This window comes from Mesorhizobium sp. M7A.F.Ca.US.010.02.1.1 (assembly GCF_004023085.1).
Classification (GTDB): Bacteria; Pseudomonadota; Alphaproteobacteria; order Rhizobiales; family Rhizobiaceae; genus Mesorhizobium.
The window spans coordinates 78,669-102,394 of the sequence record NZ_RZRV01000011.1; the positions used below are offsets into that span (position 1 = coordinate 78,669).

The window sequence follows — 23,726 nt, forward strand, 5'->3', positions numbered from 1 at the left end:
CCTGGAGCGCAAAATCAGAGGTCTTGTGATACTTCCACCAGCCTCTGCCGCTTGAACTCGGCGCGGGCCGAGAGCAGTGCGAGGAACAGTGCAGCCAGCGCCAGCACCGTGGCCGTCTGAAATGTGACCTGCATTCCCCGTGCTGCGGCCTCGGAACTCAGAAGTCCAATGCCTTCCTGCCCTTTGGCCGATGCGACGGCGAATATGGCGCCCATCACCGATGCGCCGGTGATCAGCCCGAGATTGCGCGAAAGGTTGAGCAGGCCGGAAACGACGCCGCGCTGGCCGGCGCCGACACCGGTCATGACGGCTGCATTGTTGGATGTCTGGAACAGGGCATAGCCGATGCAGGTGACGGTGATCGCAACGACATAGCCGGCAATGCCGAGTCTGGTCACGGCGAGCGACAGCAGGAACGTGCCTGTCGCGAGGCTGAGCAGGCCTGCGACCATCATCCTGTGGGCGCCGAAGCGGTCGGCCAGGCGTCCGGCCACCAGCGCCGACAAGGTCGAGACGAGCGGCCCGGTCGACAGCGCGAGGCCGACCATTGCGGCATCGAGCCCAAGTCCTCGCGACAGGTAGAACGGGGCCACCACCAGGGTCGCCATCATCACCGTGGCGACGACGAGGCTCATGGCGAGACTGGCGCTCAGTTGGAGGTCGCGGAAGCTGGCAAGCTGGATCAAGGGGTTTTTCACTCTCGCCTGCGCGGCGGCGAAGAGAAACACGCCGATGCCGGCAGCTATCAGCAGGCTGATGTTGAGTGCGCCGAAATTGCCTCGGCCAAACGTCATGGCCAGTGCATAGGCGGCCAGCGTCAAGGCCAGCAAGGCGGTGCCCACGACATCGAACGTGCCTCGGTCGACCTGCTGCGCTGTCTTGCTGTGTGCCGGCAGGGCACGCCAGGCGAGAGCGAAGGTGAGCACACCCAGCGGGACATTGACGAGGAAGATCGCTCGCCAGCCGAAGCCGGCGATCAAAAGGCCGCCGAGCGAAGGGCCAAGTGTCGTGCCGATCGCGGACATGGCGCCGAGCAGGCCCATGGCGCTGCCAATTCTGTCTTTGGTCACGGTTTCGGCGACAAAGGCCAGCGTCAGCGCCATCATCAGCGCCGCGCCAAGTCCCTGCACGGCGCGTGCGGCAATCAGCAGCCAGAGTGTCGGCGCCAGGCCGCAGAGCACCGATGCCGATGTGAACAGCGCGATGCCGCCAAGCAGCAACGGCCTGCGCCCGAACATGTCGGCCAGCCGTCCGGCGCTGACGATCAGTGTGGTGATGGCGAGCAGATAGGCCAGAACCACCCATTGCACGGACTGGAACGTCGCGTCGAAATCCTGCATCAGCGACGGTAGCCCGACGCTGGCAATGCTGGTTCCCAACGACGACAGCAGCGTGGCGAGCGACAGGCTTGCCAGCGCCCAGCGGGCGGATTGCATCCGTGGCGGCGCCGATGCGCGCCCGTCCAGATTTTGCTCGGCAATTGCCACGGCGATCCCCTTCCATCAGTCCATAACCGGAACTGCTGGAGATCTAGTCCCTTGGTAGATGTGGCGGAAGGCGCAGCGTTTGCATCTTACTCGTGCGTTTGGCGCCATATCATGCCATGATCCGCCGATGACATCGCCCGATCTCAATCTGCTGTTCGCTCTCGACGTCCTGCTGACCGAAGGCAGCGTGGCGCGCGCCGCCAACCGCCTGCGCCTCAGCCCCTCGGCGATGAGTCGGACGCTGGCGCGGCTGCGCCAGGCGACGGGCGATCCGCTGCTGGTTCGCTCCGGTCGCGGCTTGGTGGCGACGCCGCGTGCGGAAGAACTGCGACAACAGGCTGGTCGTGTCGTCCAGGATGCGGAGGCGCTGCTGCGTCCTGCCACCTTGCTCGATCTCCCGAGCCTGGACAGGGTCTTCACGCTGCGCACCAATGAGAGCTTCGTCGAAGAGTTCGCCCCTCGTCTCGTTGCCCGTATCCAGGCCGATGCGCCCGGCGTGCGGCTCCGCTTTGCACCGAAGTCCGATGGAGACGTCATGTCGCTGCGCGATGTGGCGATCGACCTGGACATAGGCGTCGCTGGCGAGACCGGACCGGAGGTGCGCATCCAGGCATTGCTTCGCGACCGCTTCATCGGCGCCGTGCGAATGGGCCATCCGTTGAGCGAGGGCACGGTGACGCCAGAGCGCTATGCCGCAGGCCGGCACATCAGCGTTTCACGGCGTGGCCGCGAGAAAGGGCCGATCGACGAGGCTTTGAACCGGCTCGGGCTGCAGCGGACAATCGTGTGCATGGTGTCCGGGTTCTCGGCAGCCCTTGCCATGGCCCGCACATCAGACCTGATCGCCAGCGTTCCGGAGCGGCACACCGAGGGCGCACGCGTCGGCATGCACAGTTTTGCCCTGCCTGTTGCCACGGCTGGGGTCACCATCTCCATGCTGTGGCACCCGCGCCTGGATGCCGATCCGGCGCAACGCTGGCTGCGCGACTGCGTGCGGGAGATCTGCGCGGCGTCTCGCTGACAACGATGAGAAGCCTGCGCCAATCGCCCAGGCTTCTCATCTGTCCCGTTTATTCGGTTTGGCGTTTCCGCAAATATCTCAGCGCGCTTAGTGTGAGCGTCGCCATGACCGAACAGTAGCCCACCAGCGGCCACGCCGTGTCTCCATCAAGCAGGATGATGAACAGCGTGCCGAGGATGCCGACGACAAGGCTCTGGATGCAGAAGTAGAGCGCGACGGCGGTTCCCGCGACATCGCCGAAGGCCTCGAGTGCGCCGTTCGCGGTGACCGAAACAGTGAAGACGATGCCCACGGCGATGACCCACATCGGGCCGACGAATGTGACGAAGGACGGTGCCGCGAATACCTGTCCGAATGCCAGCAGTGCCGCGCCGAGCAGCAACATCGCCATGCCGCGCGCGACGCTGCCCGCGATGTCCCAGTGTGCAATGAACCTTTTGGCGAAGCGGGTGGTCACGATCATGACCAGTGCCGCGGTGGCAAAGGCAAGGCTGAAACCGAGTTGTGAAAAGCCGGCGCGATCCATGAGCACCCGTGGCGCTGTCGAAAAGAACACGAAGAAGGCTCCCATGGCGGCGCTGAAGCCGAGCGTATAGGTCCAGAAGGCTAAGCTGGAGAGAATGGGACGAAACGCCATTCGCCTGTCGTTGCCATTGGTGGGCCGTGTTTCATGCCATCTCGGCCATGCGTTGAGGGTGGCGGCTACCGCCAGACCGCCGAGCGTCAGGAAGATCGCGCGCCAGCCGAGATTGTCGGCGATCAATGCACCGGCAACCGGCCCCAACGCCGGCACGAAGGCCAGCATCGAACTGAACAGGCCGTAGATGACGGCACTTTCAGGCCTCTGCGCATAAACGTCGCGAACCGTTGCAAAGGTCGCAACGAGAATGGCGGATGCACCGATGGCCTGCACGACCCGCAAGGCGACGAACACCATGGCCAGCGAGGTGCAGGCGAGCAGGCCGGAAGCGCCTGCAAATAAAAGCGCGCCGCCGATCAGCACCGGACGCCTGCCGATCCTGTCGGAAATCGGGCCGAAGACGATTTGGCCGAGCCCAAGACAGATCATGTAGAGGCTCAGCGTCAGCTGGATGACATCAGGCGATGTCTTGAGGATTCCCGGCATCGCCGGGACGATCGGGAGGTAGATATCCATGGCCAGCGAGGCCAGGATGTCGAAGGGCGCCATCAGCACCATGGCTGCTGGCAGGGAAGTGGTCCATGTCGGGTTTTTTGGACAAGGCATGATTGAACATCCGCTCAAATGGCTACATTTGGCGGCGATCTGCCGTTCTCACTGAAAATGGGAAATGACGGGCCGCCGCAACAACGAACTGCTGTTGCGGCCTACTTGTCTGCTGACTTGCTGGTTCCCATAACCACTATCCCGGAATGATTGCGCGGACATTCTCTCGAGTGCGCTCGCGGTTCCCTAGCAGCCGAAGGTTGCCCAGGCAACAGGATCAGCTTGATGGGCATCAACGCGCCATCGCAGCTTCGATCACCGTGAAAATCCGCTCGTCCGTGCATTGGGCGACGTTGAAGCGCAGGAAGCGGCTGGCCGTTCCAGACAGGCTGAACGCGTTGCCGGGCGCCAGCACGATGTTGTCGGCCAAAGCGCGGCGGGCCACTTCAGCCGCATCGACGCCATCCGGCAGGCTGCACCACAGGAACAGGCCGGCCGGCTGGTCGATCCAGGGTGAGATACCGATCGCCTTCAGACGAACGCTGGTCTCGCCCATGGCGCGGGCAAGCTTCGCGCGCAGCAAATCCATATGCTTGCGGTAGCTGCCGTCCTTGAGCAGCGTCAGCACCAGTTCGGCCGCGAGCCGGCCGCCGCCGAAGGTAGTGGCGATCTTGAGGTCGGTCAGGGGCTCGATCCAGTCGCGCGGTGCAGCGATGAAGCCGCAGCGAACCGACGCCGAAAGCGTTTTGGAGAAGCTGCCGATGTGGACAACGCGGTTGAGACCATCGAACGCCGCCAGCCTCGGGGCGGGCGCATGTTCGAAATCGGCGAAGATGTCGTCTTCGACGATGGTCAGATCCGATTGGTCGGCGAGCTTGAGCAGCCGATGGGCGGTGACTGGCGACAGCACCGCGCCGGTCGGGTTGTGGATGGCGGAATTGGTGATGTAGAGGCGCGGCCGGTGCTCGGCCAACGCTTGCGCGAATAGATCGATATCCGGCCCCGACGGCGTGTAGGGGACACTGACGACCTTGGCCCGGTGGGCGCGCAACAGAGCGTGGAAGTTGAAGTAGCAGGGGTCGTCGACCAGCACGGTGTCGCCCGGCTCGATCAGGAACCGGCACAACAGGTCGATGGCCTGCGTGCCTGATTCCGTCAGCATGATCTGCCCGGGAGAGGCCTCGATGCCGTGCCCGGCCATACGCCGCGCCAGCAATTGCCGCAGCGGTGGCAGGCCGAGCGGCGTGCCGTAATCGACCAGTGCGATATCGTCGGCACGCGCTACCGTGCGCAGTGCCCGGCGCAGACCTGCCTGCGGCATCCACGAGGCCGGCAGCCAGCCGCAGCCGGGTTTCAGCATGTCGTCGCCGGCCTCCAGGGACTGGCGTGAGATCCAGAGGGGGTCGACCGCGCGGTCGAGGCGAGGACCAATCTCGGCCAGCGACAGCGGCGCCAGCGATCCGGCGGCATAGAATCCGGAGCCCGGCCGCGAGCGGATCGCACCTTCGGCGGCGAGCCGCTCATAGGCTTCGACCACGGTGGATTTGGACACTCGCATGGATTTGGCAAAGGTGCGGATCGACGGCAATTGCGCTCCCGGCGTCAGGCTGCGCGCCGCGATCCGCTGGCGGATCGTCGCCATGACGCCTTCGACCAGCGTTCCGCTGCTCTCGCTTCCTGTTGTCTGTTTGTCCATCCGTACTGCTCTTCTAAGCATGACAGTTGTGTGTAATTGTACCGCATTGTCTCTGGCGATACTACCGGCTCCGCGCGATACGGAGCCGACAAACGGAGCATACGATGGACAAGACCGCGAGCGGCTGGATGAATGGATTCATCGGCGTGTTGATCTTCAGCGGCTCGCTGCCGGCAACGCGCGTGGCGGTCAGGGATTTCGATCCGACATTCCTGACTTCGGCCCGAGCGGCGATTGCCGGACTGCTTGGCCTGGCACTGCTGCTCCTGTTTCGGCAAAAGCGTCCGGAGCGCGGCGACCTGCTGTCGCTGGTGATCGTCGCGCTTGGCGTGGTGGTCGGCTTTCCCTTGCTGACCGCACTGGCGCTCAAGCACGTCACCACGGCCCATTCCATCATCTTCGTCGGCCTGCTGCCGCTGGCCACTGCGATTTTCGGCGTGCTGCGCGGCGGCGATCGGCCGCGCCCGGCGTTCTGGCTGTTTTCATGCATCGGCAGCGCGCTGGTCGCGGGTTTTGCCCTGACGCAGGGCGTGACGGCCTCGCCGGTGGGTGATGGTTTGATGCTGGCCGCCATCATCGCCTGCGGTCTGGGCTATGCCGAGGGTGCCGCGCTGTCACGCAAGCTTGGCGGCTGGCAAGTGATCTGCTGGGCGCTGGTGCTGTCGCTGCCGATCATGCTGGTGCTGACGCTGATGACCATGCCGCCGTCGTTCGACGGCGTCGGCGTCAGTGCGTGGATAGGGCTTGCCTATGTCTCGCTGTTCAGCATGCTGATCGGCTTCGTGTTCTGGTATCGCGGGCTGGCGCAAGGCGGCATCGCCGCGGTCGGGCAGTTGCAGCTGCTGCAGCCATTTTTCGGACTGGCACTGGCAGCGACGCTGCTGCACGAGCAGGTCAGCCCGCTGATGGTGGTCGTCACGCTTGGCGTCGTGCTTTGCGTCGTCGGCGCCAAGCGATTCGCGAAGCAGGAATTGCCACGACGCGCGATCGCCTGACGACGGTACCGTCCTCGCCTAAAACTTCGTGACCACCCCAATACCAATGCCCTCGAAGCCGCCCATCGCCATCAGGGCCGCGGGCGCCTCGTCGAGGCTGATCCTCTTGCCGACCAGCAGTTCGGGCTTCAGCTTGCCGTTGCGGATCATGTCCATCATCGCCTGGTAGCGGTAGGCCTGCATGCCGTGGCTGCCGAGGATTTCGAGTTCAAAGGCGATCACCTTGTCCATCGGCACCTGCGGCCGGGCATGCTCGCCCAGCATCAGGCCGACCTGCACATGGCGGCCGCGCCGGCGCAGATTGGATATCGAATTGAACGAGGTGGTGGGGTGGCCGAGCGCGTCCATCGACATGTGCGCGCCGCCATTGGTGATCTGCTTGACCGCCTTGACCACGTTCGGTGTCGTGGATGCATTGATGGTGGCGACGGCGCCGATCTTTTTGGCGAAATCCAGTTTCTCGTCGGTGAGATCGATGGCGATGACATTGGCGCCCATTGAACTGGCGATCATGATCGCCGACAGGCCGACGCCGCCGCAGCCATGCACCGCGACCCATTCGCCCGGCTTCACCCGGCCCTGGTCGACGATGGCTCGAAACGAGGTGACGAAGCGGCAGCCGAGGCTGGCGGCGGTGGCGAATTCCATCTCGTCGGGCAAGCGCACGAGATTGGTATCGGCGTGTTCGATGGCGACATATTCGGCGAACGAGCCCCAGCCGGTGAAGCCAGGCTGTGTCTGGTGTTCGCAGACCTGGTGATTGCCCGAATTGCACTCGAAGCAGCGGCCGCAGCCGACGGCGAACGGCACGGTGACGCGCTCGCCGGCTTTCCAGCGGGTGACCTGCTTGCCGGCGGCAACAACGACGCCGGCCAGCTCGTGGCCCGGCACATGCGGCAGCGTGATGCCGTCGTCATGACCCATCCAGCCATGCCAGTCGCTGCGGCAAAGACCGGTCGCCTCGACCTTGATGACGACGCCATCAGCGGCCGGCTTCGGATCAGGAACGGTCTGGATCCTCGGCGCTTCGCCGAATTTCTCGAAGACGACGGCTTTCATCGGTCACTCCACCCTCTGTGCTGCAGGAAACGATAGCCGATTCCCTGTCTGGTCGAGCAGAAATCGATTCCGCCTGGCCTGTTGGCAGGCAGCAGCTCTTAACCGGTTCCGCGGTTGCGAAAGTCGGCAAGCCGGGTTTCGCCGGGGGCAAGCTGCCGCCCGTCCTCGGCATGTACTTCCAGTCGCTTGATCGGCCGGCTGGTGAGATTGTCGACCATGAAGGTATAGGGTTCGCCCGGTCCGGCGAAGTAGGTCTCGCCCCATTGCCGCAGGGCAACCAGGACATAGAACAGGCCGCGTCCCTTTTGCGTCAGCACATATTCATGATGCGCGCTGCCGTCGGGCGCCGGGACCGTTTCGAGGATGCCATGCGCGACAAGATTGCGCAGCCGCGACGACAGGATGTTCTTGGCGACGCCGAGGCTCTTCTGGAATTCGCCGAAGCGCCGCAAGCCGTCGAAGGCGTCACGCACGATGAGCAGCGACCACCAGTCGCCAATCGCGTCCAGTGGTCGCGCTATGAAGCAATCCGCTTCGTGGTGGCTCGTTCGTTTCACCATGGCAGTCGTTGGTCCAATGCTCTAATTTCGGTTGCAACATAAAACTGTTCCGCCTATCCAGCAAGAGGTTTCAAGTTGAAACCTTTTGTGGAGAGAGACATGAACATGCAGGTGGCGAACAGCGGTGCAACAAGCCTCGAGCAATCCGATGGGCCGCATCGGGTGGCGCCGCCGCCTACGGGATTGTCACGATTGACCGCGCTGATCTTCGCCATCGCCTGCGGCCTGAGCGTCGCCAATATCTATTTCGCTCATCCGCTGCTCGACGCCATAGCGCATGATTTTGCTATCGCGCCGGCCTCGGTCGGCATCGTGGTGACGGTCACGCAGATCGGCTATGGGCTCGGCCTGTTCTTCATCGTGCCGCTGGGCGACCTGTTCGATCGCCGCAAGCTGATTGCCGGGCAGGCGATTCTGTCTGCCGTGGCGCTGGTGGCGGTCGGGATCGCGCCCAACGCGGCGATGCTGCTGGCGAGCCTCGCGGTCGTCGGGCTGCTGGCGGTGGTGGTGCAGGTGCTGGTCGCCTTCGCTGCGGACCTCGCTGTAGCATCGGAGCGGGGGCGGGCGGTCGGCACCGTCACCAGCGGCGTCATCCTGGGCATCCTGCTTGCCCGCTTCGCTTCGGGGGTCGTCGCCGATTTCGCCGGCTGGCGCTGGGTTTATCTTGTCTCGGCCATGTTGACGCTCGTCATGGCGATGGTTCTCTACCTGATCCTGCCGCGCCACGAGGCGGAGCGGCCACGCACATCCTATCCACGCCTGCTCGCTTCGGTGCTGCTGCTGTTCGCGCAGGAGCCGCTGCTGCGCGTGCGGGCGGTGCTGGCCATGCTGATCTTCGCCAGCTTCAACGTGCTGTGGGCGCCGCTGGTACTGCCGTTGAGCGTCGCGCCATTTTCACTTTCGCATACCGAGATCGGGCTTTTCGGCCTTGCGGGCGTCGCCGGCGCGCTCGGTGCGCGCTGGACCGGCGGCCTCGTCGATCGTGGATGCGGCCAGTTGGTCACCGGCCTCAGCCTGCTGCTGATGATGGCGGCCTGGCTGCCGATCGCCTTCATGGGCATGTCTCTGTGGTTGCTCGTCGCCGGCATAGTCATGCTGGATCTGGCGATCCAGGCCGTCCACGTCACCAACCAGAGCCTGATCTTCGCCCGGCGGCCGGATGCGCGCAGCCGACTGGTTGGCGGCTACATGATCTTCTACTCGGTCGGCAGCGCCCTGGGCTCCATCGCCTCGACCATGGCTTATGGTGCAATGGGCTGGAATGGCGTCTGTGTGCTTGGCGCCGGCATCGGCCTGTTGGCGCTGCTGTTCTGGGCGTTGACGCTGCGCGTCGGCAGATAAGCCTATGGCCACGGCGCGGTGTCGAGAAGCGGCTGCCAGGCTCGGAACCAGTCGCTCGCCTCGGCCTGCCACGGCCAGATGCCGTCCACAGTGGGATAGATCAGCTGGAGAACACCGAAATCCAGGCCGTCGTAGAACCAGAGGTCCCAGCCGAAATGCTCGCGATAGTGTTCGATATGAACGGCGCCGAATTGACAGTCGAAACCTTCGATAAAACCGGACGATCGCTGCCCTGGTTGGAAAACCTCGCCGGAGCGGACGCGGCTGCAATACTCGTTGATGATGAACTGGGAGATTTCCGGCTTCAGGCCGATGACGATGAGTTCCGGCGCCTTGAAGTTGTGCTCTACTCCAACCGAATAGGTGAAAGGCGGATCGTCGCCTTCCTCCAGCACATGCAAGATGTGGCAGCCATAAGCCTCTATATCGGCCAGCGCCTTGGCTTCACCTGGGTCGGTGGCTTTTCTACTCGGCATCGATCTGGTTCCGGGGCGCGGCTTTCTGGAAGGCCGGCAGCGCCATGCAGGCGGCATTGATGCGCGCGATCGTCGGGTAGGGGGTCAAGTCGACGCCGAAGCGGGCGTTGCTGGCAATCTGCGCGGCGAGGCAGATGTCGGCCAGGCCCGGCGCGTCGCCATGGCAGAATGTACCCCTCTCCGCCGCCGACGCCATGATCTTTTCAAGCGGCTGAAAGCCCTCGTTCACCCAATGGCGGAACCAGTTGGCGATGTCTTCGTCGCCGGCGCCGAACAGCGTGCGCAGCGAGGTCAGCACGCGCAGATTGTTCACCGGGTGGATGTCGCAGGCGATCATCTGCGCCAGCATTCTCACGCGTGCCCGGCCGGCCGGGTCCTTCGGCAGCAGCGGTGGTTCCGGGCTGGTCTCGTCGAGGAATTCGATGATCGCCAGCGATTGCGTCAGCAGCGTGCCGTCGCCGAGCACCAGCGCCGGCACCAACCCTTGCGGATTCACCGCGAGATAGGCGGGCTCCAGATGCTCGCCATGGCGCAGATGATGCGGGACGTAGTCGTAGCTCAGCCCCTTCATCTCCAGCGCGATCCGCACCCGATAGGAGGTGGAGGAGCGGTAGTAATTGTGCAGGACGAGTTCGCTCATGGCCTCACTTCGGCTGGCCGATGGTCACTTCGATGGTCCCGATGCCGTCCACGCCGCCGGTCATCGTGTCGCCGGGGCCAACCGCGCCGACGCCTGCCGGCGTACCGGTGAAGATCAGGTCGCCGGGCTCGAGCTCCATCGCCTCGCTGCAGATCGACACGATATCCGATATCGGCCAGATCAGTTCAGCGAGGTCGGCATCCTGCCTGACCTTGCCGTTGACGGCGAGCCAGATGCGGCCCTTCCGTGGGTGGCCGGATTCCTGCGCTTGCACCAGCGGGCCGCAAGGCGCGGAGCGGTCGAAGGCCTTCGACCAGTCCCACGGACGGGCGGCCTTCTTGGCCTCGTCCTGCAGATCGCGGCGAGTGAGGTCGATGCCGACGCCGTAGCCCCAGACGTGGTCCAGCGCCTTGTCGCGGGCAATGCGGAAGCCGGCTTTGCCGATCGCAGCCACCAATTCGATCTCGTGGTGTAGATCGGCCGTCAGCGGCGGGTAGGGGATAGCGGTGCCGGAATCGACCACCGCGTCGGCCGGCTTGGTAAAGAAGAAGGGCGGATCACGCTCGTCATTGCCGAATTCGCGGGCATGCGCCGCGTAGTTGCGGCCGACGCAGTAGATACGGCGCACCGCGAAACGATCGGACGAGCCCGCAATGGCCACCGATGCGGTTGCGGGCAAGGGAAGGACGAATTCTGTCATGTGGGTCTCTGCTTGGTTGCCGGAACATTCGACCGATTTGGGGGCTTGGACAAGGCGATTTGGTCGAGAAAGTGCCGGCGGCACTTTCCGCCGGAGATGGCGATATACTATTTGGCAATAATCTGGCCATGCTGACGAGGCTATTCTAATCGCCCACGAACTGAAATGAACCCCTATGACCGCAACCCACGATCGCGCCCGGTTCCTGATCATCGACGATCACCCGCTGTTTCGCGAGGCGCTGCACAGCGCCGTGCAGATGGCCTACCCGGAAGTCGACACCGTGGAGGCGCGCTCGATCACCGAGGCGCTGGACCTTCTGGCCGGCGCCAAGCCGTTCGATCTCGCGCTGCTCGACCTCAACATGCCCGACGTGCATGGCTTTGAAGGCCTGCTGCAGCTCCGGACCCGCTATCCGCGCCTGCCGGTGGTCATCGTCTCGGGCTATGAGGAGCCGAAGATCATTTCCGAGGCGCTGTCCTATGGTGTCGCCGGCTTCATCCCGAAATCGGCGCGCAAGAGCGACCTCGCCGCCGCCATACGCTCGGTGATGGAAGGCGCGATCTATGTGCCGGAAACTTATGAAGGCCGCACACCCGACGCTGAAAGCGTCGACCGCGCCGACATGGTGCAGCGCCTGTCGACGCTGACGCCCCAGCAACTGCGCGTGCTGCAGATGCTGCGCCAGGGCCTGCTCAACAAGCAGATCGCCTACGAGCTGCAGGTGGGAGAGACCACCGTGAAAGCGCATGTCTCGGAGATATTGCGCAAGCTCAATGTCTACAGCCGCACGCAGGCGGTGATCGAGGTTTCGAAGCTGGACAATGCCGAGCTGTTTCGCGATCAGGCGGGGTTTTGAACCTCGCCTCCCTCGCATAGCGAGGGTCAACCCGTGGAGCGGGGGCGCTCTCACATCGGTGGCCGTGCGGACTAGAGAAAAAGTGCACTGTCACAGTAATTCCAACACTGGTTATGAGAGTAAGAGCTATGTGAGGAGGCCGCCGAGGCGCTACGAGCCGAACTAGCAAAGCCGATGTCCGACGCAGAAACTCTCGAGCGCATCGTTTGTGTGCGAAAGGAAATAAAAAGCCCGAATCCAAAGGCCCGAAGCGCCTCACCGATGTGATCGGCAACGCTGTTTGCGGCATCACAATTGCCACTGCCGAGATTAGGCACCACCCGAATAAATCGGTCTAGCAGACTCAATAAATTCATTGTCACCGGCTCGCCGGTTATTCACCTTGTTCCAAGTTACGCTGTATCCACAGGCAAATTTTGCTGCAATCGCCAGCGTTGCATGTCAAGATGGGCTGGGCAAAGGGTGGGGATTGCATATGCACACGGCAATGAGCCAGAAACTGGCGAGCTATGGCCAGTGGACGTATCGCGGTGCGTGGGCACTTGAAATCGTTGCGGCGATCATCGGTCTAACAACCGGCGTCGCTCTGAGTTACCGCGGCTTTGTTGCCAATGAGGCAGCGGACTCAATGGACCTTGTCCTTGCAAGCGCCCCGTTCTTTATGATCGCGATTGCTGAGCTGACGAAAATCCCAATCGCCACGCTTTTGTTCGGCGCCTCATGGTTTTGGAAACCTGTTATCCTGGCGTTTCTACTTGTATTGGCCGGCATCACTTTTGAGACAGTCCTTCTCGGATTGGAGCGAGCCAGTACAATGCGCGAGGTCCAATATGCCAATTTCGCCAACCAAACTAAAGGACTCCAGCAAGAACTCGAAAATCTCAAGGCAGTAGCCGAAAGCTTGCGAAACACTGACGACGAGGCAAAAGCTCGAAGCGATCTGGAGCAGCTCGGTGGATTGGCTGACACCGAGCGCGACAAATTGCGTGCACGAATAACTGAGGTTGACGAAGAGCTGCAGGCCGCAACCACCCTTTCACCAGCGGCGGCGCGAACCAAAGAATTTATCGAGGAGAAACAAGCTGCGCTTAGCGCGCTGGTGGAACGGCGCGATCGAGAGATCAAGGACGCCGTGGAGCAGTTCGAGCGACAGCGGGATAGCTACGTGGATCGCATAAAGAGCGCGCGCGAAACGGGCGACCTTGCATCAGTGCAGCGCAACGAAGAAGGGCTGAACAAGTTGACTAATCCGCGGCTTAAAAAAGAGGCCGAATTCGCGCCGAAATTGGCTGAGTTGGAGCCCGCAGTCGCGGCGGCCCGCGCGGAATATGAGAGGCTGCGGAAAGATAGTCCTCCGATGACTCTCCAAGACAAACAGCGCCTTGAGGCTAGGCGCAACGATCTGGAGAAGCTCTATGATGGCACCGCGGCCGATTGGGATCGTAAGCTTGACGAGGCACGTACTGCGCTAGCGACCGCTCAGGAAGCCGCAGCTCGCAAGTCGGAGACGCTCGCCAAGAATCAGCAGCGGCAAGAGGCGATCGCTACGGAACTCAGCCGCCTGGAAACAGAGCGCCTCCCAGTCGCTCGCAACGATCAGATTCGTAGGCTGGCAGCTCGCTGGTATGGGGTAAAGCCAGAAGACGTCACAGAGCCTCAGGCCGGCACGGTGTCGACGATCTGGTTCGCCTCGCTTGCGTTCGTCGCCGCATTGGCGGGGCCGATCACGGCGATGGTCGCGCTGGCCCTGCAACGCATCGGCGCACAGCCCGAAGTTCAGCGTGATAGCAAACTCTCGCGTTTGTTACGCCGAATGCTGTTAAGCTGGCGGTGGCGCCGTGTCCGCAAGGTACCCGTGCAGGTCCCGGTGGACAGAGAAGTCGAAAGGCGCGTCGAGGTTCCGGTCGAAGTCGAAAAGATCGTCAAGGAAATTCTCTATGTTCCCGTCCTCACTGACGACCCGGATGCGTTACGCCGGGCGTTGGATCGCGAATTACCCCCGGAAGTAGTCGACCTAGTGAGGGTTTCTGCAAAAGGGCAGTACGGCCAAATAGCGAAAGACCTTGAAGGTGAGCTGCAATTGGATTTCGACAAGTCGGTGACTGGGGCGAAACGGGGTAGTAGACGTGCTCGTACGACATAACACCAAGTTGCTCGAACAAGCGATTGATCTACAGATCAAACGGTCGGCTATTCCAACTCTGCAGGCAGAAGCAGATGCGCACGACAAGATCGTTCGTGCCAATGCATTTCGGCGAATGGCTAGCGGCGCTGCCATCGCCTTGGCCGCTATTGGTATCGGCGTGGGTGTATGGCTGGTCTTTGATCGCGATCCTACTGTGATCCAACCGGAGCCCCCGGTCGCCCAAAACCAACCGTCAAACCCGAACGAGAACCTACCAAAGGAGACGAAGAAATCAGAAGACAGAATTTCGGGTGAAGAGACAATCGCCGAAGAGGGAAAGACAGATAAGCCGAAGTCGCCGTCAATCGAGCAGCCGACGCCGCCGCCCGCAGACCCAGCCAATCCAGATACGTTCGATTTCGTAAAGTTCGCCAATCGCAAAGTGCCTTATGCTGGCAGCACTTGGCAACTCGAGTCCGGTCATCATTTTGAGAGTGAGAAAAATCCAACTTGGGATACAGCTTGGTGCTACACGCGGAGGCTGGCAAACACCGGGGTCGAGGTTCAGGTAAGCCTCGTCAACAGACCCTCACCTACATCGACGCCGCAGGCACCGGTGTCGTCGAGCGAGACACTCGCATCGGTGGGCCTTGACGACAATTCGGCACGAGAACTCGCCAGCCGTTGTCTCTGGCTCGACGAGGCCAATTTCGCGCCAGGCGATTTCGACATGGGCCCTGAGCGGAAAGAAGCAGCAGCAGCGGCCGAAGCATTCTCCCTGCAGGACGGATGGGACGCGATCGGAAACGATCTGCCGGGTATGCCCGCTTGGAATGTCTCGCTTGAACAGTGTCAGGCCCAATGCGAAGCAGATCGCCGCTGCCTAGCACTCACCTATGATAAGAAGCACGCCGCCTGTTTCATGAAAAATAATGGGTCGATTCTGGTTAGGAGCCCTGATGCAGTGATGGCGGCGAAGGGATCCATCAAGGCGAATCTCCAGTACTCTAGCCTCGTTTTCGCCAAGGACACAGTAGTCGTTGGGGGCGCTTACGCGAATGTGCGGAGCAACTATGCCGACTGCGTAGTGGCCTGCGCCGCTGATCAGAGATGTCTAGGCTTCAATTTTGACGGTCCGAACAAGATGTGCGCCATGCTCGACACCGTGACATCATCGTCTCCCTTCAAGGGCGTGGCGTCGGGCGTTAAAGCCACCCGCAGTTGAATTGGCACCGGCCCGACATCATGTGCCGAGCGAGACCGATGGGGCAAGCCTGAGCCCATGGCCTATTCGAACCGCATGGACAGTCTTTTGCAAACGGTCGATCCGTAAAATCCAAACAGCCAGAACACTCATTCATATAGACAGCGATGCTCAGCGAATAGCCGGGGTCGTTCAACGCTGTCGTGGAACGACGTTGGCGCCGGTCGGACAGAGTGGCATTACGGTGACAGCGCAGAATTAAGAGTAAGGTAGGCCCCTAAGCCAGCAAATGTGCCAGCAGCGCCCTTAGCTGTGCCGGCTTCAGCGGCTTGCGCATCAGTTCGATGCCGCCGGAGCGGGCGGCTTTGGCGACCGCTTCCGAACTGTCGGCGGTGACGATCAGCGCCGGCACGGCGCGGCCGAGATAGTCGCGGACTTCGGCGATGGTCGTGGTGCCGAGATCGCCGCCGTCGAGATGCTGGTCGGCAATGACGATGTCGGGCACCCAGTCGGTGTCGCCAAGCATGTCGAGCGCATCGTCGGTCGAGGTCGCGGCCCGCACCAGGCATTGCCAGCGTTCGAGCAGGAAGGTCATGGCCTGCAGCACTTCGATATCGTTCTCGACCAGCAGCACCTTGGTGCCGAACAGGCCATAGCCGCGCGGCCGTTCCATGTCGGCAACGCTGGCGATGGCATCGGCTGGCGCGCCGATGCCGACGGGAACATCGATGTGGAAGATCGTGCCGCGTCCGACCTTCGACGAGAATGTCACGGGATGACCGAGCGCGCTGGCCATGCGGCGCACGATGGCGAGCCCGAGCCCGAGACCGCCACCGTCCAGTTCGGCATTGGCCGGCGAGGTGCCGCGGTGGAACTCCTCGAACACCGCCTCGCGCTGGTCGTCGGGAATGCCGCAGCCCGTATCGGCGACGTCGATGCGGATGGTGTCGCCGCGATGCCTGGTGCCGACAAGCACGCCGCCCGAGCGTGTATAGCCCAGCGCGTTGGAGAGAATGTTCTGCAGGATACGGCGCAGCAGCGTGCGGTCGGAGCGGACGACGGCATGGACCGGCCGGAATTTCAGCGACAGGCCTTTCATCTCCGCCACCGGCAGGAAATCCGAGCGGAGCGACGAGAACAGCGCCTCCAGGCTGACATCGCTTATGTCGGGCTGCACCACGCCGGCATCGAGCTTTGAGATGTCGAGCAGCGTTCTAAGCAGATCCTCCATCGTCTCCAGCGAGCGCTCGACCTGCCGCACCAGTTTCTTGCCCTCGTCGCTGGTCTGAACTTCGGCGAGGGCCGAAACCGAGAGATGGGCCGCGTTCAGCGGCTGCAGCACGTCGTGGCTGGCAGCGGCGAGGAAACGGGTTTTCGACAGGTTCGCCAGTTCGGCGTTTTCCTTGGCGGCGCTGAGGTCGATGTTCGACTGCTCCAGCCGGCGCAAGGTCGAGTGCAGTTCCTCGGTGCGGGTGCGCACCCGGTTTTCCAGCGAAATCGCGGTCTGGAACAGCGAAAAGGCGTTGCCTTGCTGGTCCATAGAGCGCTCGACGCGGCTGACCAGTGCCGCGTTGATCTTCTTCAGCTTTTCAAGATCGTTTATGTCCCTCAGCGGCATCTTGTTGCGCCGTCCTATTCCGCCGCCTGGCGCTCGCCGAAGGCGATGCCGGTAAAAGTCTGATTCAGATGCATCGACCGGTACTGTTCGCCATAGGTGCCGAAGCCGATGACATTGTTGACCCGGTAGAGTTCCGAAATCTCGCGAAACACCTGCCGATTGCGCGCGTCGAGCCGGCGCAGCACGCAGTCGAAGCCGAGGATCATGTCGATGCCGCCAAGCCTCTCCTCGACATCGCGCAGGGCGGCGCGCGTCGATTCGACCATGTCCTTTGGTTGGGCGATCGACAGCACGACGCCATCGTCTATGGCGCAGAAGAACGACAGCGAGCCGTCGGCATGCATCTTCTGGATCGATCGGCAATAATATTGGCCGCCCACCTTCACCACCACGGGATGCGAGGCGAAGCTCAGTGGCGTCAGCATCTGCGCGACGATGCCGACGGACGCGGCATATTCCTGCGCTGCATTGGTGGCGTTGAATTCGCGCACGATGCGGTGATCGGGATCGGAAGCCGTCACCACCAGTTTTTCATCGGTGGGAACGAAGTTGTCGGTCTTGAAGACATGGAAGGGAATTTCGGTCGATATCAGCACGATGATAGCGCTGTCGGAGGTGACCTTGCCGTTCGAGATCAGGCGCGTCGTCTCGAATTTCAGATCGTCGCCGGCGGAGCCGCCAAGCAGCGGTATGTCATCGAGGCCCCAGTGGATGGCTGAACTCACCGCTTCTTCGGCATAAGAGAGCCCGTCGATGAAGCAGAGCGCGAAAGTGCCTTTGGTCCGATCGCAACCGAGGCGCGCGCGCAGCGATCGCCGCAGGGTCTCCACCTCGCCGGTGATCCTGTCCATACCCGACGAGGACAGATTTTCGACCATCACGCTAACGGCGGTGAACGCGGTGGACGGAAGCAGCATGGCCAGCACATGACCATCCTCGAGACCTTGCGGCGTGATCTCGCCGGCAGTCGAACAGCCGGCGTGGTGGAGCGCCGGTGCGTGGGTCATGAGCGCCTGGGAAAGGGCGCTGGCTTCGACCAGGCTCTGGGAAAAGAACAGCAGGGCAAAGCCTGCGTCGATGGCGGCTGCTTCCAGTGCGATCGCCTTGGCGAACGCCTCCATGTCGGGCTCGTCCGTGGTGAGCGCCGACAGGCCGCATGCATAGCGCGTCTGTGAATTGGCCAGCGATGTTCTCCGCATTTCCTCCGACGCTTTTTTGTGCGCGGCTGTTTTTAAATGCTTCTGGCGCGCGGGCGTCGACCGACATTGTTGCCTTCAATCGGCGGTTTGGCAATGGGGCCACCGGCACCGCATGTTTGGGCGCGGCCATGACCGAAAGTACAATGTTCCGCGTTTGCGACGTGCTGTTTTTTGTCCGATGTGCGGTGTACGAATAATGCACCACCGAAGCGCGAATACCGCGTCGGCAGCGTGGATACCAAGGTTGATACCCAGGGAGGGACCATGTCGGACGTTTCGTTGATGGTGAACGGAAAGCGGGTCAGCGGTGCTGCCGAGGACCGAACACTTCTGGTTCACTTCCTACGGGAAAATCTCGGTCTTACCGGCACGCATGTCGGTTGCGACACCTCGCAATGCGGTGCCTGCGTCGTCCACGTTGATGGCAAGGCGGTCAAATCCTGTACGATGCTTGCGGTGCAGGCCTCCGGCTCCACCGTGTTGACGATCGAGGGCCTGGCCAATGGCACCGACCTGCATCCGGTGCAGGCCGCCTTCAAGGAACATCACGGGCTGCAGTGCGGCTTCTGCACGCCGGGCATGATCATGACGGCGACCGACATGATCAGCCGCCACCCCGAAGGGCTCGACGAGGCGACGGTGCGCGCCGAGCTCGACGGCAACATCTGCCGCTGCACCGGCTACCACAACATCGTCAAGGCGATTCTCGCCGCATCGACGACGATGAAGGGGTCGAAGGGTAAGGCGAAACAAGCTGCTTAGGCAAGGGAATAAGGGAGTAGGGCAGTAGGGGAGTAGGGCAAAAAGGCCAACGCAACGAGGCCTCTTTTTCCCTATTCCCTTACTCCCCTACTGCCCTACTCCCATAAATTCCGGAGGAATTTCTGATGGGCATTGAAGGTGTTGGCGCTCGGGTCGCGCGCAAGGAAGACAAACGGTTCATCACGGGCGCCGGCCGCTATGTCGACGACATGGTGGTTCCCGGCATGAAGCACGCCGCGTTCGTGCGCAGTCCGCACGCGCATGCGCAGATCAAGAAGATCGATGTGAAGAAGGCCCAGGGCATGCCCGGGGTCATCGGCGTGCTGACCGGCAAGGAACTCAAGGCCGACGGCATCGGCAATCTCATCTGTGGCTGGATGATCCACTCCAAGGACGGCTCGCCGATGAAGATGGGGGCATGGTCGCCACTGGCGTTCGACCGGGTCCGTTATGTCGGCGACGCCGTCGTCATCGTCGTCGCCGAGACCAAGGGGCAGGCGCGTGATGCCGCCGAGGCGGTCGAGATCACCTACAAGGAGTTGAAGGCCGTCGTCGATGCCTCCAAGGCGATGGACAAGGGTGCGCCGCAGATCCACCCCGAAGCCGACAACAATCTGATCTTCGACTGGGACATCGGCAATGCCGACGACACCGCGGCGGCCTTCGGGAAGGCGGCCCATGTCGTCAAGATGGACATCATCAACAACCGGCTGGTGCCCAACGCCATGGAGCCGCGCGCCGCACTTGGCCATTACGACAAGGCCGAGGATCACTATACCTGCTGGACGACCTCGCAGAATCCGCATGTGGCGCGGCTGGTGATGAGCGCCTTCTACAATGTCGCGCCGGAAAACAAGCTGCGCGTGATCGCGCCCGATGTCGGCGGCGGCTTCGGCTCGAAGATCTACATCTATCCCGAAGAGATCGTCTGCCTGTGGGCGTCAAAGAAGACCGGCGTGCCGGTCAAATGGGTGGCCGACCGGACCGAAAGTTTTCTGACCGACGCGCATGGCCGCGACCATCACACCCATGCTGAAATGGCCTTCGACAAGGACCACAGGATCCTCGGCCTGAAGGTGGAAACCCAAGCCAATCTTGGCGCCTATATGTCGCTGTTTTCATCGGCGACGCCGACCTATCTCTATGCGACGCTGCTGTCGGGCCAGTACAACATCCCGGCCATCCACGCCAATGTGAAGGCGATCTACACCAACACCGCGCCCGTCGATGCCTATCGCGGGGCGGGGCGGCCGGAAGCGACCTTCGTCATGGAGCGCATGATGGAGACGGCGGCCCGCCAGTTCGGCGTTTCGCCGGCTGAGCTGCGGCGCAAGAACTTCGTCACAGCGTTTCCGCATCAGACGCCGGTCATCATGTGCTATGACGCCGGCGACTATGCCGCTTCGCTCGATGCGGCAATGCAGGCGTCGGATTATGCCGGCTTCGCCAAGCGCAAGGCCGCCGCCGCCAACAAGGGGTTGCTGCGCGGCATCGGCATGAGCTGCTACATCGAGGCCTGCGGCATCGCGCCGTCTGCGGCCGTCGGCTCGCTCGGCGCCGGTGTCGGCCTTTGGGAATCGGCGGAAGTGCGCGTCAACGCGGTCGGTACGATCGAGGTGCTGACCGGCTCTCACAGCCACGGCCAGGGCCATGAGACGACCTTCGCGCAACTGGTCAATGAGCGCTTCGGCGTGCCGCTCGATTCGGTCTCGATCGTCCATGGCGACACCGACAAGGTGCAGATGGGCATGGGCACCTATGGCTCGCGCTCGGGTGCGGTCGGCATGTCGGCCATCGTCAAGGCGCTCGACAAGGTCGAGGCCAAGGCCAAGAAGATCGCGGCGCACCTGCTCGAGGCCGACGAAGGCGACATCATCATCGAGAACGGCGCGCTGAAGGTGGCCGGCACCGACAAGAACGTGCCGTGGTTCCAGATGGCGCTGGCCGCCTACACTGCCCACAACCTGCCGGGCGGCATGGAGCCCGGGCTCAAGGAGACGGCGTTCTACGATCCGTCGAATTTCACCTTCCCGGCGGGCTGCTATATCTGCGAGGTCGAGGTCGACCCGGAAACCGGCGTCACCGAGATCGTCCAGTTCGTCGCCGCTGACGATTTCGGCAACATCATCAACCCGATGATCGTCGAGGGCCAGGTGCATGGCGGGCTGGCGCAAGGCATTGGCCAGGCACTGCTCGAAGGCGCCTATTACGACAACAGCGGACAATTGCTGACCGCGAGCTACATGGATTACACCATGCCGCGCGCCGGCGATCTGCCGTCGTTCAAGGTCTCGACCTCGAACACGCCTTGCCCGGGCAATCCGTTGGGGATCAAGGGCTGCGGCGAGGCCGGCGCCATCGGCTCACCGCCGGCGGTGATCAACGCCATCACCGATGCCATCGGCAGCAACGATCTTGCCATGCCGGCTTCGCCGTCCACCGTGTGGGCCGCGATCCGCGCGACGAAACATTGAACGCGAATGGCGAATAGGGAGTAGCGAATAGGGGGAGAACGCGATGTTCGCTACTTCCTGTTCGCTCTTTCACCCAGGGGAGAAAGACAAATGTACGCAGTCAACTATCACCGCGCCGCCTCGGTCGCCGATGCCGCCAAGCTGATCAAGACCGGCGACGCCAAGCTGCTTTCGGGCGGCATGACGCTGATCCCGGCGATGAAGACGCGGCTTGCCGCGCCGTCCGACCTTGTCGACCTGTCGCGGATCACGGAGCTGCAGGGCGTCACGGTGTCGGGCAAGACCGTCGCCATCGGCGCCGCCACCACGCATCACGCTGTTGCCAATGACGAGAAGCTGAAGAAGGTCTGTCCGGCGCTTTCTCATCTGGCATCGCTGATCGGTGATCCGGCGGTGCGCCACAAGGGGACGATCGGCGGCTCGATCGCCAACAACGATCCGGCGGCCGATTATCCGGCGGCGCTGCTGGCGCTGGGCGCCACCATCATCACCAACAAGCGCCAGATATCAGCCGACAAATTCTTCAAAGGCCTGTTCGAAACGTCGTTGAAGGATGGCGAAATCGTCACCGCCGTCACCTTCACCGCGCCGGCCAAGGCGGCCTATGAAAAATTCCGCAATCCGGCATCGCGCTACGCCATCGTCGGCGTGTTCGTGGCCAAGGGCAAGGATGGCGTCAGCGTCGCCGTCACCGGTGCCGGCGACGACGGCGTTTTTCGTTCGAAGGAGATCGAGGCAGCATTAGCCGGGAACTTCGCGGCCTCGGCACTCGAAGGGGTAAAAGTGCCGGCGAAGAATTTGATGACCGACATCCATGCCTCGGCCGACTATCGCGCCAATCTGATCGCGGTGATGGCCAAGCGCGCGGTGGCTGCCGCCAACGCCTGATACGGTCAGTTGTGAACACGGGAGAAGGGGTCATGCGGCCCCTTTTCCTTTTTGGGACGACCTGTAGTTGTCCAATTTTGATGGAATCGCCCCCCGCACCAATCGTTTGCCTGAGCAATTTCTTCCGCCGACACTTCACCTGGAACTGCACCGGCGGCAATCTCGCACTTGCACAAATCCATATTGCACTGCAATATGGATTTGGGCGGGAATGCGAGCTGGGTTCGAAATGTACCGTCGTACCCTTCGCATACCTATTGCGAGAGGATCGGCATGACCGACATTTCCGCGACGCATGTCGTTCCGTCCCGATCCGCCGCCGACAGATCAACCAGAACAAGACTGGCCTATCTCGACGGCTGGCGCGGCCTTTCGATCGCGCTGGTGCTGATCGGCCATTTCTTTCCGGTTCCGGGAATCAATCTTGGCGTGCTGGGCGTCGAATTCTTCTTCGTGCTCAGCGGCCGGCTGATGGGCGAGATCCTGTTCATCGAACGCTACCCGCTGAAAAAATTCTTCAAACGCCGCTTCTCCCGCATCTATCCAGCTCTTCTGGTCTTCGTAGTCGTCGCGATGATCGCGCTGGCCGGCACGTTCATCGCCTTCAAATGGAAGGCGGCGCTGACGGCGCTGACATTCACCTACAACTATGCCGGCATTCTCCTGACGCGGGCAGGGGCGCTCGACCATATCTGGTCGCTCTGCATCGAGGAGCACGCCTACATCATCCTGGCGCTGATCAGCGTCATCGTCTCAAGTCGCTCTCGCGTGGTCGTGCTGCTCCTGGCGCTGGCCTTGCTGGCCATGGCCAATGGCGCGGTTTCGTACTGGGTCTTCGGGATGGACTACGAAACCACTTATTGGCGCACCGACGTGCACATCGCGTCGATCCTGCTGTCGGCTTCGATCTGCCTGCTCAAGGCCGATGGCAGGCTGCCTGCGTTTTTGAGAGGCAAGCATGTGGCCCTGGTGGCAACGTTCTGTGCCGTTGTCCTGTTCCTGGATCAGGTGCCGACGCCGATCCACTATCTCTTCGCGGTGCCGCTGCTGGCGCTGGCCGTCAACGCACTCGATTTCAGCCCACGGTATTTTTCCGGATTGCTGTCCTCCTGGCCGATGGCGACGCTGGGCCTGTGGTCGTACTCGCTCTATCTGTGGCAGCAGCCGTTCTACAAATTCGTCTATGAACAAGGCAGCGCGCCGATCCCGATGCTGGCCGGCGTTTTTGCCTGCGCGCTCTGCAGCTACTACCTCATCGAGCGCCCGGCGCGCGAATGGCTCAACCGCAACTGGTGAATGCCGTCGTGCCCGGCCAGATGATCGCGAGTGCAGGTGGAGTGGATCGCGCTTCATAAGCAGACAATCAATTAATTATCTCTAATATAATTTTTTGGAAAGTAATGACCTGCTTTCGATATAGGCCAGTCTCATTAGAC

General features: G+C 62.2%; 20 protein-coding genes. 10 read left to right on the plus strand and 10 right to left on the minus strand.

Going from position 1 to position 23,726, the window contains the following annotated elements:
• Window positions 1–14: 14 nt before the first annotated feature.
• Window positions 15–1,487: an MFS transporter gene (locus EOA19_RS14445; protein WP_023812238.1), complete on the minus strand. Its 1,473-nt coding sequence runs from the start codon at window positions 1,485–1,487 to the stop codon at window positions 15–17.
• 127 nt (window positions 1,488–1,614) lie between these two features.
• Here EOA19_RS14445 and EOA19_RS14450 point away from each other — a divergent pair, with 127 nt between their 5' ends.
• Window positions 1,615–2,508, plus strand: coding sequence for a LysR family transcriptional regulator (locus tag EOA19_RS14450; RefSeq protein WP_023812237.1), 894 nt, complete (start codon window positions 1,615–1,617; stop codon window positions 2,506–2,508).
• 49 nt (window positions 2,509–2,557) lie between these two features.
• Here the strand turns inward: EOA19_RS14450 and cml are convergent, their stop codons facing one another.
• Both cml and EOA19_RS14460 read right to left on the minus strand, forming a co-directional pair.
• A complete protein-coding gene (gene cml, locus EOA19_RS14455) occupies window positions 2,558–3,754 on the minus strand; it encodes a CmlA/FloR family chloramphenicol efflux MFS transporter (protein ID WP_023812236.1) in 1,197 nt (398 codons plus the stop codon).
• A gap of 232 nt (window positions 3,755–3,986) precedes the next feature.
• Window positions 3,987–5,390, minus strand: coding sequence for a PLP-dependent aminotransferase family protein (locus EOA19_RS14460; RefSeq protein WP_023812235.1), 1,404 nt, complete (start codon window positions 5,388–5,390; stop codon window positions 3,987–3,989).
• 104 nt (window positions 5,391–5,494) lie between these two features.
• On the opposite strand from EOA19_RS14460, the gene EOA19_RS14465 reads away from it, so the two are divergent.
• On the plus strand, window positions 5,495–6,385 hold the full coding sequence (locus EOA19_RS14465; protein WP_023812234.1) for a DMT family transporter: 891 nt from the start codon (window positions 5,495–5,497) through the stop codon (window positions 6,383–6,385).
• An 18-nt stretch (window positions 6,386–6,403) separates the two neighbouring features.
• On the opposite strand, the gene EOA19_RS14470 is transcribed toward EOA19_RS14465, so the two are convergent.
• Window positions 6,404–7,444, minus strand: a complete 1,041-nt coding sequence (locus tag EOA19_RS14470) for a zinc-dependent alcohol dehydrogenase family protein (protein WP_023812233.1) — start codon at window positions 7,442–7,444, stop codon at window positions 6,404–6,406.
• A 98-nt stretch (window positions 7,445–7,542) separates the two neighbouring features.
• On the minus strand, window positions 7,543–8,004 hold the full coding sequence (locus EOA19_RS14475; protein WP_023812232.1) for a helix-turn-helix domain-containing protein: 462 nt from the start codon (window positions 8,002–8,004) through the stop codon (window positions 7,543–7,545).
• Window positions 8,005–8,103: 99 nt separating this feature from the next.
• Between EOA19_RS14475 and EOA19_RS14480 the strand changes: the two genes are divergently transcribed.
• Window positions 8,104–9,345: an MFS transporter gene (locus EOA19_RS14480; protein ID WP_128303994.1), complete on the plus strand. Its 1,242-nt coding sequence runs from the start codon at window positions 8,104–8,106 to the stop codon at window positions 9,343–9,345.
• 2 nt (window positions 9,346–9,347) lie between these two features.
• On the opposite strand, the gene EOA19_RS14485 is transcribed toward EOA19_RS14480, so the two are convergent.
• The 3 genes from EOA19_RS14485 to EOA19_RS14495 are packed head-to-tail and all read right to left on the minus strand — an operon-like array spanning window position 9,348 to window position 11,161.
• The gene (locus tag EOA19_RS14485; protein ID WP_128303995.1) at window positions 9,348–9,821 is read right to left on the minus strand and encodes a DUF4262 domain-containing protein; all 474 of its coding nucleotides are present in this window, start codon (window positions 9,819–9,821) and stop codon (window positions 9,348–9,350) included.
• The gene (gene maiA / locus EOA19_RS14490) at window positions 9,811–10,461 is read right to left on the minus strand and encodes a maleylacetoacetate isomerase (protein WP_128303996.1); all 651 of its coding nucleotides are present in this window, start codon (window positions 10,459–10,461) and stop codon (window positions 9,811–9,813) included. Before maiA ends, EOA19_RS14485 begins: the two co-directional genes overlap by 11 nt.
• Window positions 10,462–10,465: 4 nt before the next feature.
• Window positions 10,466–11,161: a fumarylacetoacetate hydrolase family protein gene (locus EOA19_RS14495; RefSeq protein ID WP_128303997.1), complete on the minus strand. Its 696-nt coding sequence runs from the start codon at window positions 11,159–11,161 to the stop codon at window positions 10,466–10,468.
• Between the two features lie 175 nt (window positions 11,162–11,336).
• Here EOA19_RS14495 and EOA19_RS14500 point away from each other — a divergent pair, with 175 nt between their 5' ends.
• The 3 genes from EOA19_RS14500 (at window position 11,337) to EOA19_RS14510 (ending at window position 15,370) form a co-directional block, all read left to right on the plus strand.
• Entirely contained in the window at window positions 11,337–12,020 is a 684-nt protein-coding gene (locus EOA19_RS14500) for a response regulator transcription factor (protein ID WP_023812226.1), read from the plus strand.
• Between the two features lie 487 nt (window positions 12,021–12,507).
• On the plus strand, window positions 12,508–14,163 hold the full coding sequence (locus EOA19_RS14505) for an ABC transporter permease (RefSeq protein ID WP_127291593.1): 1,656 nt from the start codon (window positions 12,508–12,510) through the stop codon (window positions 14,161–14,163).
• Window positions 14,147–15,370: a PAN domain-containing protein gene (locus EOA19_RS14510; protein ID WP_206638037.1), complete on the plus strand. Its 1,224-nt coding sequence runs from the start codon at window positions 14,147–14,149 to the stop codon at window positions 15,368–15,370. Before EOA19_RS14505 ends, EOA19_RS14510 begins: the two co-directional genes overlap by 17 nt.
• Window positions 15,371–15,626: 256 nt before the next feature.
• Here EOA19_RS14510 and EOA19_RS14515 read toward each other — a convergent pair whose 3' ends face one another.
• Entirely contained in the window at window positions 15,627–16,967 is a 1,341-nt protein-coding gene (locus tag EOA19_RS14515; protein WP_023812224.1) for a hybrid sensor histidine kinase/response regulator, read from the minus strand.
• 14 nt (window positions 16,968–16,981) lie between these two features.
• A complete protein-coding gene (locus EOA19_RS14520) occupies window positions 16,982–18,166 on the minus strand; it encodes an FIST signal transduction protein (RefSeq protein ID WP_050592709.1) in 1,185 nt (394 codons plus the stop codon).
• A 264-nt stretch (window positions 18,167–18,430) separates the two neighbouring features.
• On the opposite strand from EOA19_RS14520, the gene EOA19_RS14525 reads away from it, so the two are divergent.
• From EOA19_RS14525 to EOA19_RS14540, 4 genes are all read left to right on the plus strand, one after another.
• Window positions 18,431–18,928 carry a (2Fe-2S)-binding protein gene (locus tag EOA19_RS14525; RefSeq protein ID WP_128303998.1) on the plus strand — a complete coding sequence of 166 codons (498 nt, stop codon included), beginning with the start codon at window positions 18,431–18,433 and terminating at the stop codon, window positions 18,926–18,928.
• Window positions 18,929–19,053: 125 nt separating this feature from the next.
• On the plus strand, window positions 19,054–21,402 hold the full coding sequence (locus tag EOA19_RS14530; RefSeq protein WP_023812221.1) for a xanthine dehydrogenase family protein molybdopterin-binding subunit: 2,349 nt from the start codon (window positions 19,054–19,056) through the stop codon (window positions 21,400–21,402).
• A gap of 90 nt (window positions 21,403–21,492) precedes the next feature.
• Window positions 21,493–22,290 (plus strand): xanthine dehydrogenase family protein subunit M, encoded by a 798-nt coding sequence (locus tag EOA19_RS14535; protein WP_023812220.1) that lies wholly within the window; start codon window positions 21,493–21,495, stop codon window positions 22,288–22,290.
• Between the two features lie 273 nt (window positions 22,291–22,563).
• A complete protein-coding gene (locus tag EOA19_RS14540) occupies window positions 22,564–23,586 on the plus strand; it encodes an acyltransferase (protein ID WP_023812219.1) in 1,023 nt (340 codons plus the stop codon).
• Window positions 23,587–23,726 lie beyond the last annotated feature (140 nt).